Here is a 15132-nt window from a genome sequence, read left to right as displayed (position 1 = left end):
CCTAATGCAGAAGAATATCTCTCGAAGAATCACCATTTTTTACAAGGACTTTACCAATTTCTGATGCGTTCACTCCGGCTTCACGCAATTGCGTAAGAACCCGGGGTAGTGCCTCTTCGGGAATGCTGAATAGCAGTCCGCCGGCGGTTTGCGGGTCGCACAGGAGAGTCAGTAACGGCTCTGCAACCTGCTGCGTATCGCAATGCATCAACACGTTCCGGTTGGCCTCGTTGAGGGTGCTGCTCACCCCCTTTTCAATCAGTGGGAGGGTGCCGGGCAGCATGGGAATGCTGTCGGTATCTATGGCCATGGCCACATCACTTTGCTGACAAATTTCATGGAGATGGCCGAGCAGGCCGAAGCCGGTGACATCGGTGCAGGCATGCACCGGTATATCCTGCATGGCGTGTTGGGCGATGCGGTTGCTGACCAGAAGATGCTTCAGGGTGGCATCCAGCCAGGGGCCGTGCAGTTTGCCTTTCTGCATCATGGCGGCCAGCTGCACGCCGGTGCCCAGCGGTTTGGTGAGCAACAGGCGGTCGCCGGCCCGGGCGCCGCCCTTGTGCCAGAGTCGTTGCGGGTCTGCCTGGCCATTCACGGTAAAGCCGGCTGCCATCTGCGGGCCTTCGATGGTGTGGCCACCCACCAGGGTACAGCCCGCAGCGTTCAATTCTGTCACCGCGCCGGCCATCAGCCGATGCAGATCCCGACCCTGAAGTTTCGGGTGATGCCAGGGCAGGGTTACATTGGCCAGAGCGGAGTGGGGCGTGGCGTTCATGGCGTACAAATCACTGAGGCTGTGCAGTGCCGCCACCCGGCCGAACAAAAACGGTTCGTCGATAAAGGCCGGGAAAAAATCCAGACTTTGCACCAGCCGTTGGTTGCCGGCCCAGTGAATGATGGCTGCGTCATCGGCGGCATCCATACCGGCTTCAATACCTTCACTGATATGTGGCTGCAAATCTCGCAACGCATCGTGCAGCGCATCGCTGCCCACCTTGGCGCCGCAGCCGGCGCAATGGAGCACATCCGGGTCCGGCGGCGGCGCTGACATGGTGGGTAGCTGACTATCGAACTTGTCCATAAAGGCCTGGTCGATGCGGTTTTTCCAGCGCCACACCCAGTGCCCGGCGGCGGACAGGGTGCCGCCACGGCTGGCTACCGCCTGTTTGCCACCGGCGGAGAGCAGGGAAAGAAAATGTTTTTGCGGGCGATAGGCTTGCAGAGGCTGACCAGTGATGGCGGCAGTCAGGTTATGGGCCAGCACTTTGGCCTGGCGCACCGCATAGACGCCGGCCTTGGGCAGGCTTTCGGGGAAGGCGGCACAATCACCGGCGGCAAACACGCGCGGGTCGCTGCGGCTTTGCAGGGTGTCTTGTACGCGCACAAAGCCTTTGTCGTCACAGTCCAGATCGCTGTCGGCGATCACCCGGGTGCCTCGCACCCCGGTGCACCAGAGCACCCGCTTGGCATCCAGTGGGGCGTCGTTGGCGTAGAGCCCGTCGTCGCGTTTTTCCACTCGCGTGTGTTCGCGCAGCTGGATGTTGTAGTCATCCAGATAGCGTTGCATCCGGCGGCGTACCGGTTCCGGGTAGCCCGGTAAAAGTACGCTGCCACTGATCAGTGACAAGGCCCCATTGCGACCCGTTTGCCGCTGATGCTCGGCGATGGCCAGCGCCATTTCGGTACCACCGGCCCCGGCCCCGACCACCGCCAGTGGGCTGTCGCCATCGCGCCATTGTTGCCAGCGCTCATGGAAGCTGGCCACCGGTTTCACCGGCACGATATCCGGGTGGCCTCCGCCTACCGGCTGCAGGTCCGGGGTGGCGCCCACGTCCAGGCTCAGCCAGTCGTATTCCAGGGTACTGCCATCGTCCAGAGTGAGGCGACGTTCGGCGCTGCAGATAGTTGTCACCGCAGCGCGGATAAAGCGGGTGCCGGTGGCGATGCACAGCCGGAAGAGGTCCACATGGGTATCGGTGAGGCTGTAGTGGCCGGCAATCAGACCGGGCAACATGCCGGAGTAGGCACTGAGGGCATCCGGAGACACCAAAGTGATTCGCACACCGGGAACCGGTTTCATGGCCAGCATGCGCAGGGCCAGCGCATGGCTGTGGCCGCCGCCCACCAGTACCAGATCGTGATTGGCCGACGGAGTCATCACAGCAGGATATCGCCTTTCAGGAAGCAGCGGGCCTGGCCACTCAGGGTGACCCGGTCACCCTTGAGGGTGCAGTGGAGTTCGCCGCCCCGCGCAGAAAGCTGGCGGGCATGAAGGGTCGTCTTGTTCAGCCGCTCGGCCCAGTAGGGCACCAGAGTGCAGTGGGCGGAGCCGGTTACCGGATCTTCCGGCACGCCCTTGGCCGGGGCAAAAAAGCGGCTGACAAAATCGCAGTCGTCACCGGGGGCAGTGACCATGATCGCAAAGGTATCCAGCTTGGCGATGGCGGCGAAATCCGGCTGGAAGTTGCGTACCTGTTCAGCGTTGTCCAGTACCACTAGCGTGTCACGGGCCTGCAGTACGCCCTTGAGAGGAATACCCAGCGCTTGCTCGAAGGGTTCCCGGTGGCTGACCGGGTGCGCCGGGCGGGTAGGGAAATCCAGGCTTAGTGTCTGGCCGCTACGGTCCACATAAAGCGCGCCGGATGCGGTATTGAAACGAATCCGCTCACCGGGAAATCCCAGCGCATTGAACACCACCCAGGCTGCGGCCAGGGTGGCATGGCCACACAGATCCACTTCCACACTGGGGGTAAACCAGCGCAGCGTATAGCCGGTGTCGTCCGGCACCAGAAAGGCCGTCTCCGACAGGTTGTTCTCCATGGCAATGTTCTGCAGCAACGCATCTTCCGGCCAGCTTTCCAGTGGCACTACCGCCGCCGGATTGCCGGCAAACAGGGAAGAGGTGAAGGCATCGACTTGATAGAGCTTCATGGGCTGCCTTGAAAATAACGTGTTCGTTTCATTGGTTTCAAAGACCCAACCCCGGCTTCAGCCTCAGCCGCTTGCGCAATCCTCGTGACAGCGCATCCACCGCCAGATTGAGCATGACTGTGGCCAGGATCAACAGCAAGGTCCGGTCGAAGCGGAATTCCGCCACGCTGGAATCAATATAGAAACCCAGGGTATGGATGCCAAGGATCCCCAGCACCGCTGTTTCGCGCATGATCACTTCCCAGCGATAAAGCAGAAAGGCCAGCAGGTTTGGGGTGACCCGGGGCAACACTTCCCAGGCGTAGCGGTTGATACCGGTAGGAGCGTCCACACGAAGCCTCAGGCTTTCGCTGAACCGTCCGGTGAGGTGGGCGACGATGGCGCCGGTATGCAGGGCCAGGGCCAGGATGCCGGGCAGCATGGAGGGGCCGAGCAGAATCAGGAAAAAGAAAGCGAGAAAGAATTCCGGGGTGGTGCGCATGACCACCAGCAGGCCATGGCCGGCGGTGCGACTTGCCCGGTTGCCGAATAACGGCGAAATCAGCGGGAAAAGCAGCAGCGACAGCACGCCGGTGAGCAGCAGGGCGCTAAGGCCCAGCACCAGGGTTTGCCACAGCCCCGGCCACAGTTGTTGCTGCCAGAGCATGGCGAACCAGTGCCACAGTTCCATGAGCCCGCCGCCTTGGCGGAGCGGTACTGGCACCAGATCCACGGTGACGAAGCGCACCAGGGTATCGAGCCGGCCGGTGAACAGCGGCGGTGCCCAGGCGATGGCGGCCAACAGGTACACGGGGATCAGGGCCGGGCGCAGCCACCAGCGCAGGGTAAAGATGATGGCAAAGAACAGGTATAACAGGGCGGCGCCCTGGTCGTAGCTGCCTTCGCGAAAGGCGGTTTCCAGATGGAAGCCCAGGGTGGGCAGGCCGATAAAACCGAGGATGGCGGAGGCGCGGATGGCGCATTCCAGCCGGTAACCGCCGTAGGCCTTGAAGGCCTGCCAGACCAGCGGCAGGCGGGCGTAGAAGAATACGCTCAGGCGTTGTCGGTTGACGGGCAGTGCATTGGCTGGGCCAGGATCGGCTTCTTCCAGAAATTCACCAAAGACCTTGGCGAAGATGCCCGCGTAGGGAATGGCGATGGCCAGCACCCCGGTGACCGTGCTCAGTCCGGCTACCTGCAACAGCAGCAGGCCCCAGAACAGTTCGTGGACAGCACGGATGCTGGCCGCAACGCCTCGCACCCAGCGATGATGCCAGGCCATGGCCATGACGAAGCCAAACAGGGCGGCCAGGGCAGTGCCCTGCCAGGCGAAGGCCAGGGTGTTGGCCAATGCCCGCAAGAGGTTATCGGTGGAGAAAAAATCCGGTGCCAGAAAGCCCTGGCCCATGCGCAGCAGAACGCTGCCTGGGGAAGAACGGGTGATGTCCAGGTCAGCAATCGCCAGGGCGACCAACCCGGCCACTGCGAGCCAGAAGCTGGCCCGGCGCCAGCGGGCGGCGGTGGAGTTGAGCGGCTGCCGGGCGCCGGAGCTCATTGGTAGAGCGCGTCCAGATCACCCGGGCTCAGGGTGCTGGCGGGGGCGTCGAGCAGAATGGTGCCTTCACCCAGACCGATGATGCGGTCGCAGCATTGCAGGGCCTGCTCACGATCATGCAGGGCGACCACCGCAGTGTGGTGTCGGGCCAGTGCCAGTTGCAGCAGAGCTAGCCCCTGATGCTCGTCCAGACTGGAGACAGGCTCGTCGGCCAGCAGCACCTTGCGCTGAGTATAGAGCGCCCGGCCCAGGGCAACCCGTTGCGCTTGGCCGCCGGATAACTGGTCTATACTGGTGAACAGCTTGTCCTGTAAACCCAGTTCCCGGGCCAGTTCGCCCACGCTGGATTTTTCCCTGGCGCTGGGCCAGATCAGGTTGCGCAGGTTGGTGAGGGTGCTGTGGCGGGGCAGGGCGCCCATGTAGAGGTTGTGGAAGACGCTGAGCATGGGCACCAGGTCACCGGCCTGGGGGCACCAGGCACAGCGGGCTTCCTGCTGCTGGCGCAGGGCGGCCAGCAGGGTGGATTTGCCGGCACCGGATGGACCCAGCAGCGCTACCTTCTCGCCGTCGGTAATGGTCAACGACAGGGACGCAAACACGACCTGGCCCGGATGGCCAAGCCGTGCATTCTCAAGATGGAATGTCAAAATCCGATCCAGCTACTGCGCGTCGAGCAGGCCGATGGCTTCGGCGGTTTCCTCGATAGGCGCGAAGTCGTCATTGCTGGCGGGGATGAATCTTTCCCGGGGGAAAGCGTTCAGCAGAACCGGATCATCAATGGCCAGCAGGGCCTCGGTGACGCGCTGGGTGAAGCCGTCGCCGAACTTGTCATTCAGGTCGCCACGTACGGTCCAGTGATAGTCCGGATAGCCGGGGGTTGTCCAGATTACCTGCACCTTGTCGGTGTCGATCTTGCCTTCTTCCAGCTCTCGTTCCCAGACCTTGTAGTTCACCGCGCCGGTGGCGTAGGCGCCGCTTTGTACCAGGGCAATGGTGGCGCTGTGATCGCCGGAAAAACCCACTTTTTCGAATAGCTGGTCCGGCGATTGGTTGAAAGTGTCGCGCAGGTAAAACTCCGGCATCAGGCGCCCGGAGGTGCTGCCCTTGGAGCCGAAGGTAAAGGACGTCTGCTCGACAAAGGCGTCGGTGAGCGTTTCGGACGGGCTCAGGCCGGTGCTGGTGTTGGCGATGAAGTAGGACTTGAAGTCAGGATCTTCCAGGCCCTGGGCGATGGCCTGTGATCCGGGCACCAAGCGGCGAGCCTGGACACCGGACAGGCCGCCGAACCAGGCCATTTGCACTTCGTTGTTGCGGAAGGCGGTGACGGCGGCAGCGTAGGATTTCACCGGCACATATTTCACTGGCACGCCCAGTTGCTCTTCCAGATAGAGGGCAACCACGCCGAAGCGTTTTTCCAGCTGGGATTCATCCTGATCGGGGATGGCGGTGAAAACGAAGGTCCCGGTATGGGGTTCATTACAGGCAGACAGCAGCACTGCTGCCAGCAGAGCGGCAAGAAAGGGGAAACGCATTGTTGACTCCGTTCAATAGGGAGGCTTACCGGACAAAGTGAACATCTCATCGTGGGCCCGGCCAGACACGACAGGGGGATTATAGAACGCCAGACGCGGGATACCAGAAGGGAAAGCAAAGAATGCCGCTCGCCGACCGACGGGCGGAGGAAAAAGTGCTGATGAGACCGGGACCAGCTTGAAAGGGGGGTAAGGGGTTTGTGGGAAGCGATGCTCGCATCGCGAATAATGACCGCACTGCCCACCGTTTCGCGACAAACATCGCTTCCTACAAGGGCAGAAGGCGTGTCTGACAGCTGATCGCCGGGGCGGTGCGATTCGCATGATGCATCGCACCCTGCGGGGAGACAGTTACGAGAAACGAGTTGCGAGGAGCTAAAGGCAGGTTTGGTGTTGCATTTCGGAACTCGTACCTCGTGACTCGCATTACCCTGTAACGAGGCGGTAGCGCTGGAGGCTGCTTGATGGGCGCAGAGCCCATGCAGGCTGATTGTCAGGCGTCATGCATCTGGCGTGCATCCAGAAACACCATCACTTCGTCGCGGCTGCCTTCAAATACGATCTCGCCTTCTCGGTGGGAGAGCATGTAGTCGTACATTGGGTCGTAGTAGTCGCGTAGAAGAGCGCGGATCCAGTCTTCGTGGAGCCCGGTATCCCCGCTGATGGCCTGGACTGCCAGGGCTTCGGAGAGTAGCTGGCGCAGTTGTTGATGGCGCATTCCACCCAGGCGGCGGCGAATGCGGTCCATGGCGGCGAGCAGTTCTTCGCCGAGATAATGGAGAGCCTGCTGTTCGCCGAAGTGCTGGCGGTATTCTTCCAGCGGGCCCACCACATAATCTTCAAGAGTGACCTGCACACGGGATTCCAGCGTCTCGTTGATGATGATGCGTGGGCAGGCCTTGATCTTGTCCTGCAGGGAAAAGGGCAAGTGGCAGCGGCCGATCAGCTTGCTTTCGTCTTCCAGTAATACCTGGGCCGGGTTCTGCGCCCGCTGCTTGAGCATGGCGATGGCCAGGGCATTGTCGAAATCGATCTGGGTAGGCTGGCCGCCGGGGCGTCGGCCGAACGAGGAGCCACGGTGATGGGCCAGACCTTCCAGGTCCACCGCATTGGCCTGGCTTTCGATGACCCGGGTCTTGGCGCAACCGGTGCGGCCGCAGAGGATCTCGAAGGGCAGGGTGGCAATGCAGGCTTCCATCTCGTCGAGCAGGAAGCGGCGCATGGCCTTGTAGCCACCGGTGACCAGTGGCGCATCGATCCCGGTTTCATGCAGCCAGGCCTGGGTGGTCTGGCTGCGCAGCCCGCCCCGAAAGCAATACAGATAACCGTTCGGGTTGGCCTGCCACCATTGCTGCCAGGCCTGCATACGCTGTTCACGCTCCTCGCCGCTGACCAGCTGGTTACCGAGATCAATGGCCGCCTGTTGGCCATGCTGCTTGTAGCAGATGCCGATCTGGTGGCGCTCGTCGTCGTTGATCAGGGCAATATTGGTGGTGCCAGGGAAGGCGCCCTTGGCGAATTCCACGGGGGCACGCACGTCCAGCAGGGGCGTGTCGTTCAGAAACAGGGACAGGTAATCACGGGTATCGTCGCGCATGGGAAGCGAGTTTAGTGCAGGTGTCAGCGGCAATCTACTTGTGCATTGCGACGGAGCACCTGTAGGAACGGAGCGTAGCGGAGTAGCGCACGTAGTTCCGTGCGGCCAGAAGGGTGAGGGAAGCGAATACCACCTCTCGAGGTGCGAACCGCGCTTGCGCGGAAATCGGCCCTAGGGCGATCAGGGATCTCAAAACCCGACAGGTTCCAGAAAGCATGGTGAATAGACGTTGATCTCTGTCGCCTCGCTTCGCTCGGTTCGCACCTCAAGAGGTGCTCCTACATCAACATCCTACGGCAAGGTTCGAATCGCGCCGTGAGCGACGCTCCTACTGTTCTTTGCAAGCCACCCACAAAAAACGCGGGCAGGGCGCTATGTGATTAGCACGGCCCTGCCCGCGTTGCCGCTTGTGGCTGGAAACTTGTCGCTGTTTTACTCCGCCGGACGGATCTGGCCGGCCAGGTGCGGCTTGATGCCATCCTTGGCCAGCAGGCGGAAGTCGCTGCCGCCGTCTACCGGCTTGTTCTCGAACTTCACGGTGGCAGGGATGAACATGGGCAGTTTGAACTGCACATCCACCGTGAAAGCTTCTTCGGGCAGCTGGTTCTGCAGCTCGGCCAGGCAGCGGGCCTTGGACCACATGCCGTGGGCGATCTGGCGCTTGAAGCCGAACAGTTTGGCGGACAGCGGGTACAGGTGAATCGGGTTGCGGTCTCCGGAAACTGCGCCGTAGCGGCGGCCGGTATCGCCGGGAACCTTCCATTCCACGGTGTTGGTGGCTGGCTGGGGCTTGGGCGCATCTTTCTTCTTGCTGCTGCTACCGCCGCCGCTGCGGAAGAAGTTTACCGATTCACTTTCCCAGACCCGCTCACCGCCGGTGCTGATGCTGGTGAAGATGGAGAACTCGTAGCCCTTGTCTACCTTGGTCAGGTTGCCCAGGAAGCATTTCACGTTCAGCTGCTCGCGCTCGCTGATGGGGCGATACTGGGTGATGCTGTTGCGCACGTGCACCAGGCCCATGGCCGGGAACGGGAAGCCGTCGCTGAGGATCAGGGCCATATGCAGTGGGAAGGCATGCATGTGCGGGTAGGTGACCGGCAGTTTGCCGTCGGCGGCAAAGCCACACACCTTGCGGTAGGCCGCCAGGTGTTTTTCGTCCAGAGCCACATCATTCAGGCGCAGGCCGATTTCCGGCAGGGTGGGGTTGCTGCCCGGCTTTACGGTGGCGCGCATTACCGCCTTGGCGAAGTTGATCACCATGGGGGGCGCGTTGCGCAGTTCGCGGAATTTTACCTCACTCATTACTCGATCCTTTCCCGTTGGTCGTGTGGTGGTCTCAGACCCATGATCTTTATGTCCCTGCGTTGTTGCTCACAGAGGCGTAAAGATCATGAAACTGTGGGGAGTATAGAGCAGGGTAAGCGGCGCGCTATTGGCCGCGCAGACAAGGTGTATAGGGACTGAAGCACACCAAAATAAAACTGTGACGGAGGTTTGCTGGCGAGCAGGAAGGGAGGGAAGCCGGGATCATTGATCCGGTTTGGACTTCCACATACCGACCCCGAAATAGATCAATCGCAACTGTTTTTCTGCAGTGCCGAGTACCTGGTTCTGGCCGAACTCGTCGTCTTCTTCCAGTTCCAGCATTTCCTGGGTCAGGGCGGTCACGTTGTTGACCACCAGGCCGGCCATCATTTGCAGGTCTTCTGCATTCACATGGTTAAGGAACGGGAAGCGGGCCATGTCCATGGCCAGCTCGTTGGTGAACATGCGGATTTCCCGGCGGATGGCGTTGCGCATGGTGGGGGTGCCGCCAGCCAGTTCCTTGGACACAAACAGGAAATGGGCGCGGTTATTGCGGACATAGTTGAAATACACCTCCAGGGAGCCGCGCAGCATGCGCTCATTGGGCAGCTCTTCCTGGCGCACCTGGCGCATCATATGGCGCAGGGTACGGAAGGATTCATCCAGCAGAGTCAGGCCCAGGGCGCTCATATCCGGGAAATGCCGGTAGAAGGCAGTGGGTACCACGCCGGCCCGTTTGGTGACTTCGCGCAGGCTGAGGCTGGAGAAGGGAGCCTTCTTGACGACCAGATCCAGCGCCGCTGCCATCAGTGCTTCACGGGTTTGGCCCCGTTTCGGCTTGCGGGTTCTGCTGGTGCTTTCCTTGGTCATTCCGGTCGCCTCTGCGTGGGGTTTCAGGTCGTTGGCCAGGCCTGGCCGGCAGTCTCGTTACCCCGTTTCCGGTCGCTCGGGCAGGAAAGTGCCGGGGTGCTGGTGGGCATTACGCACCAACAGACCCTGAAAATACGCTGTAAATTCTCCTCGTTGTGAGGCCGTGATGCAACTGGTGCGCAAAAAACATGTGTAACTGCATGATAATGCAGGTGTTTACAAAATTAAGTGTACAGGTGTTGACTTGAATAGTGGGTCTATGAATAATGCGTACAACTGTTCACTTACAGGGATGAACCCAATGAACGCAATGACACAGACCTCCAGCCGTTTTCAGCAAGGCCTGACCCGCCTGCTGCAGTCCCGTGTGGCGGATATTCTTTCCTATCCCCACGGCGTTGACCGTTATCTGGAAGTGTTCAATCCGCTGTGGTCCGTTAAAGAGGTGCGCGCCAAGGTAGAAGCCGTGCGTTACCTGACCAATGACAGCGTGACTCTGACCCTGCGCCCCAATCACAACTGGGAAGGCTTTGTTCCCGGTCAGTTCGTGCAACTTTCCGTGACCATCGATGGCAAGCGCCAGACCCGCTGTTATTCACCGGCCAACTCCCTGCACCGCGCCGACGGCTGCATCGAGCTGACCGCCAAAGTGCACGCCAACGGCTTTGTTTCCCGTCACCTGCGTGAACAACTGAGTGTGGGTGATGTGGTGTTGCTGTCCCAGGCGGACGGCGAATTCGCCCTGCCGGAAGAACGCCCGGAGCAGGTGCTGCTGATCAGTGGTGGCAGCGGTATCACCCCGGTGATGTCCATGCTGCGCACCCTTTGTGATGAGGGCTTCAGCGGCCCGATCACTTTCCTGCATTACGCCAACAGCGCCGCCGACATGATCTATGCCAGCGAGCTGGACGAGATCGCACGGACCCACGACAACGTGACCCTGGTGCGCTGCTTCAATGATGAGGGTGAACAGGGCGAACTGTCCGGCCTGTTTTCCCGTGAACATCTGTACATTGCTGCGCCGGAATTTGCACAGGCAACCACTTTTCTGTGTGGCCCGCCGCCGATGATGGCTGCGGTGGAAAAAGTCTGGGAAGAGGACGGCCTGGCAGAGCGGCTGCACAAGGAGCAGTTCACCCTGGCGGCGCCGCAGATCGAAAGCGACAGCGCGGAAGGCGAAGTGCGTTTCGTACAGAGTGAAAAAATGGCCATCAACAATGGCGCCACCCTGCTGGAGCAGGCCGAGTCCGCCGGGTTGACCCCGGAATCCGGTTGCCGCATGGGCATCTGCCACGCCTGTACCTGCCGCAAGACGGCCGGTGACGTGCGCGATATCCGCACCGGCGAGATCAGCAGTGGCGAAGAAGACATTCAAATTTGCGTCAGCGTGCCGGTGGGCACGGTGACCCTGGACATCTAAACGGATTCACCCAAACCGAAGCGTCACAGGACGAATCTTCAAACCGGGTTTAAGGAGAAAGCACATGAGTATTTTCAGCAACTTGACCGCCGAACAATTCGAGACCATTGGCCAGGAACTGGATGCCATCCGTAATCGGGAAATGGCGGACCTGGGCGAAAAAGATGCCAACTACATCCGTACTCTGATCAAGCGTCAGCGTCGTCTGGAAGTGGCTGGTCGTGGCCTGCTGATGGCGGGTTTCCTGCCGCCGGCATGGCTGGCCGGTGTGGCCTGTCTGTCTGCCTCCAAGATCCTGGATAACATGGAAATCGGTCATAACGTGATGCACGGCCAGTACGACTGGATGGGTGACCCGGCCATTAACTCCAAGGTTTTTGACTGGGACAACACCTGTACCAACACGGCCTGGAAGCAGACTCACAATTTCGAGCATCACACCTTCACCAACGTGCTCGACAAGGACCATGACATTGGTTACGGCATCCTGCGCATGTCGGAAGACCAGGAGTGGGAAGCCCGCTTCCTGTTCAACCCGATCCTGGCAGGTATTCTGGCCACCTTCTTCCAGCACTTTGTGGCGATCCAGAGCCTCAAGCTGGAGGACTACCTGGTCTACAAGACCAAGACCAAGGAAGAGCTGAAAGCGGAGTTCAAGCCGACCTGGAAGAAGATGCGCAAACAGTTGTTTAAGGACTATCTGCTGTTCCCGGCTCTGGCTGGCCCGTTTGCGCCCTTCGTGTTCGCCGGTAATGTAACCGCCAACCTGGCGCGCAACCTGTGGTCGTCCCAGGTGATCTTCAACGGTCACTTCCCGGAAGAGGTAGAGCAGTTCCCGGAATCCGTGATCGAGAACGAGACCCGCGGTCAGTGGTATGTGCGCCAGCTGCTGGGCTCTGCCAACTTTGAAGGCGGTCGTCTGATGCACGTGATGAGCGGCAACCTGAGCTTCCAGATCGAGCACCATCTGTTCCCGGACATGCCGGCCCATCGTTACGCGAAAATTGCGCCGGAAGTGCGTGCCATCTGTGAAAAGCACGGCCTGCCGTATAACACCGGCTCGTTCGTGAAGCAGTCTCTGAGTGTGTGGAAGCGTATCTTCAAGCTGTCTTTGCCCAGCAAGACTAAGGGCGGCAGCGACAAGGGCCCACTCGATGGTCTGCGTGCCAAAGTGGTATCCCTGACCCGTGAACCGCAGTCAGAAACCCGCAAGGCTGCCTGATCGCTTCAAAGCGGTCTGATCTCCTGGTTCGGGCCGGTGCTGCGCTGGTTCCGGCCCTGCCATCCTTATGCTACTCTCAGTCGATCTGAGAGTAGCTTTTTTTATTTGGGGACAAGGCAGAACGCATGGCAGAAATGACAGATTCCGGTGTGCTGTTGCGAATGGCCTACAAGGCCATGATTAACGCCGGTATTGATGCCGATGCCGTGTTGGCAGAAGTCGGTCTCGACAAATCCATCCTTCAGGTACCGGACCTGCGTACGCCCCATGACGCCCAGGAATGGTTCTGGCAGGCCCTGGAGAAGGTGTCCGGTGATGAGCACATCGGCCTGCATCTGGGGGAGCATATTCCGGTCTACAAGGGCCAGGTGCTCGAATACCTGTTCCTCTCCAGCCCCACCTTTGGTGAAGGTCTAAAGCGAGCTCTGGATTACCAGCGCCTGCTGTCCGATGCCGCCCAGGGGGAATTGTTTGAAGAAGGTGATCGTGTCTTCCTCAAGCAGATGATCTGGAGCAAACGCCTCAGCCATCTCAACGAATGCATGATGATGGGCGTGATCAAATTTTTCCGCTTTGTGACCGACGGGGCTTTTGAGCCCTTGGAAGTGCATTTTGGTCATACCCGCCATGCAGACAAACAGGAATACGAGCGTCTGTTCGATTGCCCGGTGAAATTCGACATGCCGAGCATTGGTATGTACTTCGATGCCCGAGTCATGAATCTGCCGTCTGCCCACCATGAGCCGGAACTGTTGCACCTGCACGAGCAGCTTGCCAGTGAGCAGGTGGCGCGTCTGGAAAAGCAGGATCTGGTGGCCCAGGTCAACCGGCTGATCGGCGAGCTGTTGGAATCCGGCCATGCCAATCTGGAAGAAGTGGCCGAGCGCCTGGGCATCAAGGCCCGTCAGTTACGCACCCGGCTGGCCGATGCCGGCACCAACTTCAACCAGCTGGTCGCTGATTATCGTTGTCGCCTGGCCAAACGCCTTCTTGCCGGTACCGAGGAATCCATCGATGAAATCGTCTATCTCACCGGCTTCTCGGAACCGTCCACGTTCTACCGGGCTTTCAAGCGCTGGGTCGGCATGACCCCGATTGAGTACCGCAAGTTGAAGGCGGAAGAAGACGCGGCGGAGAACAGTTGAGCGTTGCGAGTTGAAAAGTGAAAGCAAAAGAAAGGCGCCAGTGGCGCCTTTTTGCGATTTATCGTAGAAATATTTTCATGCGTCACCATGCAGTGGTGCCGTTATTCTTCGCCTCACCGGGTGGTGGGGCATCCATCAAAACCTTTAGTCGGTGTTAACCAGTGAAAGAGTCTCTGCGCAAAGTTTTCTCTCCCATTCTCACCCCTTTTGAGTCTGGTGATGACAGCTATGCCTATCGCCCCTCGCATCGGAAAATTCTGATTGTGGTGGGTACATTGTTTCTGGTGCTTGCCATCGGGGCCATGGCGGCAACGTTGGTGGCACAGCTGTATGGCGGGCTGATTCCTGTCGCTGTTTTCCTGGCGGTAGGTCTGGTGTGTGAAGTGGTGGGCCTGTTGGGCAGTGACAAGGCGGTGGCCCGGATGTGGAAGAGTAAATAAGCCGCCAGTCTCCCTAACCCCGCTGGAGCCTTGTTCACAAGGCGAAGGGACAGTTTAAAAACGATGCCTGAAAGCGTCGCCTTGCGAGCAAGCATGCAACGGTCAAGGTAGCAGGCTCTCTGTTCAGAGCACCATGGCGGCCAGCCAGCCTGCGGCAATCAATGGCAGGTTGTAATGAATAAAAGTGGGAATCACCGTGTCGCGGATATGGTCGTGCTGGCCATCGGCATTCAGGCCGGCGGTGGGCCCCAGCGTGGAGTCTGAGGCCGGGGAGCCCGCATCTCCCAGCGCGGCAGCGCTGCCGACCAGGGCGGCGGTGGCCAGCGGTGAGAAACCCAGTGCCAGGCAAAGCGGTACATAAAGGGTGGTGATGATGGGGATGGTGGAGAACGACGAGCCAATCCCCAGCGTCACAAACAGACCGAGCAGCAATAACAGCGCTGCGGCCAATGGTGGACTTTGCAGGCCACTGGTCACGCTTTCCACCAGCACTGGCACCTGTCCGCTGGCGCCTACCACCGCGGCATAGCCGTTGGCGGCAATCATGATGAAGCCGATCAGGGACATCATTTTCACGCCCTGGGTAAAGGCATCCTGGGATTCCCGCCAGGGCACCACACCCCCTGCTGTAAACACCAGAAACCCTGCCAATGCCCCGAGAATAATGGAGTCGCTGTAAAGTTGGAGTGCCAGAGCGGCGGCCAGTGCTATAGCGGCAACGATCACATTGCGAGGGGAAAGCGGCGCATGTTGTTCTTCGCCCGGCAGTTCTACTGGCCGGTAGTCGCGGGGCTTACGATAGCGGATAAACGCCAGAATCAGCCCCACTACCATGCCTGCAGCGGGCAGCAGCATGGCCAGGGGGAGCTCTCCTTTGGGAATCTCAAGGCCCGCTTTTGCCAGGCTGGGGCCGAGTTGGGTATGCAGGAAAATACTGCCGAAGCCTACCGGCAAAACCATATAGGGCGTGATCAGCCCGAAGGTGAGCACACAGGCGGCCAGCCGCCGGTCCAGTCGCAACTGGTGCATCACTTCCAGCAAGGGTGGTACCAGGATGGGGATAAACGCGATATGAATGGGCACCAGGTTCTGGCTCATGATGGCGGCAGCCAGCAGCACCGTGAGCAGCAGGG

General features: G+C 60.0%; 13 protein-coding genes. 4 read left to right on the top strand and 9 right to left on the bottom strand.

Features of this window, described 5'->3' with window-relative positions; translation table 11 throughout:
• Position 1: 1 nt before the first annotated feature.
• From selD to HUJ17_RS12610, 8 genes are all read right to left on the bottom strand, one after another.
• On the bottom strand, positions 2 to 2161 hold the full coding sequence (gene selD / locus HUJ17_RS12645; RefSeq protein ID WP_290511047.1) for a selenide, water dikinase SelD: 2160 nt from the start codon (positions 2159 to 2161) through the stop codon (positions 2 to 4).
• Positions 2161 to 2934, bottom strand: a complete 774-nt coding sequence (locus HUJ17_RS12640) for a PhzF family phenazine biosynthesis protein (RefSeq protein ID WP_290511027.1) — start codon at positions 2932 to 2934, stop codon at positions 2161 to 2163. Before HUJ17_RS12640 ends, selD begins: the two co-directional genes overlap by 1 nt.
• Before the next feature lie 37 nt (positions 2935 to 2971).
• On the bottom strand, positions 2972 to 4468 hold the full coding sequence (locus tag HUJ17_RS12635) for an ABC transporter permease (protein WP_290511026.1): 1497 nt from the start codon (positions 4466 to 4468) through the stop codon (positions 2972 to 2974).
• On the bottom strand, positions 4465 to 5115 hold the full coding sequence (locus HUJ17_RS12630) for an ATP-binding cassette domain-containing protein (RefSeq protein WP_290511025.1): 651 nt from the start codon (positions 5113 to 5115) through the stop codon (positions 4465 to 4467). Before HUJ17_RS12630 ends, HUJ17_RS12635 begins: the two co-directional genes overlap by 4 nt.
• 12 nt (positions 5116 to 5127) lie before the next feature.
• A complete protein-coding gene (locus HUJ17_RS12625; protein ID WP_290511024.1) occupies positions 5128 to 6000 on the bottom strand; it encodes a putative selenate ABC transporter substrate-binding protein in 873 nt (290 codons plus the stop codon).
• A gap of 493 nt (positions 6001 to 6493) precedes the next feature.
• A complete protein-coding gene (mnmH, locus tag HUJ17_RS12620; protein WP_290511023.1) occupies positions 6494 to 7597 on the bottom strand; it encodes a tRNA 2-selenouridine(34) synthase MnmH in 1104 nt (367 codons plus the stop codon).
• A gap of 432 nt (positions 7598 to 8029) precedes the next feature.
• On the bottom strand, positions 8030 to 8899 hold the full coding sequence (locus HUJ17_RS12615) for a MaoC/PaaZ C-terminal domain-containing protein (RefSeq protein ID WP_290511022.1): 870 nt from the start codon (positions 8897 to 8899) through the stop codon (positions 8030 to 8032).
• Between the two features lie 225 nt (positions 8900 to 9124).
• Complete coding sequence (locus HUJ17_RS12610; RefSeq protein ID WP_290511021.1) at positions 9125 to 9772, bottom strand: TetR family transcriptional regulator; 648 nt, start codon at positions 9770 to 9772, stop codon at positions 9125 to 9127.
• A gap of 301 nt (positions 9773 to 10073) precedes the next feature.
• Here HUJ17_RS12610 and HUJ17_RS12605 point away from each other — a divergent pair, with 301 nt between their 5' ends.
• The 4 genes from HUJ17_RS12605 (at position 10074) to HUJ17_RS12590 (ending at position 13999) form a co-directional block, all read left to right on the top strand.
• A complete protein-coding gene (locus tag HUJ17_RS12605) occupies positions 10074 to 11192 on the top strand; it encodes a ferredoxin reductase (RefSeq protein ID WP_290511020.1) in 1119 nt (372 codons plus the stop codon).
• Between the two features lie 64 nt (positions 11193 to 11256).
• Entirely contained in the window at positions 11257 to 12414 is a 1158-nt protein-coding gene (locus HUJ17_RS12600; RefSeq protein ID WP_290511019.1) for an acyl-CoA desaturase, read from the top strand.
• Positions 12415 to 12539: 125 nt separating this feature from the next.
• On the top strand, positions 12540 to 13559 hold the full coding sequence (locus HUJ17_RS12595) for an AraC family transcriptional regulator (protein WP_290511018.1): 1020 nt from the start codon (positions 12540 to 12542) through the stop codon (positions 13557 to 13559).
• Between the two features lie 161 nt (positions 13560 to 13720).
• On the top strand, positions 13721 to 13999 hold the full coding sequence (locus tag HUJ17_RS12590) for a hypothetical protein (RefSeq protein WP_290511017.1): 279 nt from the start codon (positions 13721 to 13723) through the stop codon (positions 13997 to 13999).
• Positions 14000 to 14122: 123 nt separating this feature from the next.
• On the opposite strand, the gene HUJ17_RS12585 is transcribed toward HUJ17_RS12590, so the two are convergent.
• Positions 14123 to 15132: Na+/H+ antiporter NhaC family protein (locus HUJ17_RS12585; RefSeq protein ID WP_290511016.1), on the bottom strand; the 1010-nt coding region annotated here is incomplete at its 5' end.

The sequence above is a fragment of the Alcanivorax sp. genome, from assembly GCF_014762765.1.
GTDB lineage: Bacteria > Pseudomonadota > Gammaproteobacteria > Pseudomonadales > Alcanivoracaceae > Alcanivorax.
The sequence above is the reverse complement of the archived record's forward strand: the minus strand, read 5'-3'. Positions and strand labels throughout refer to the sequence as shown.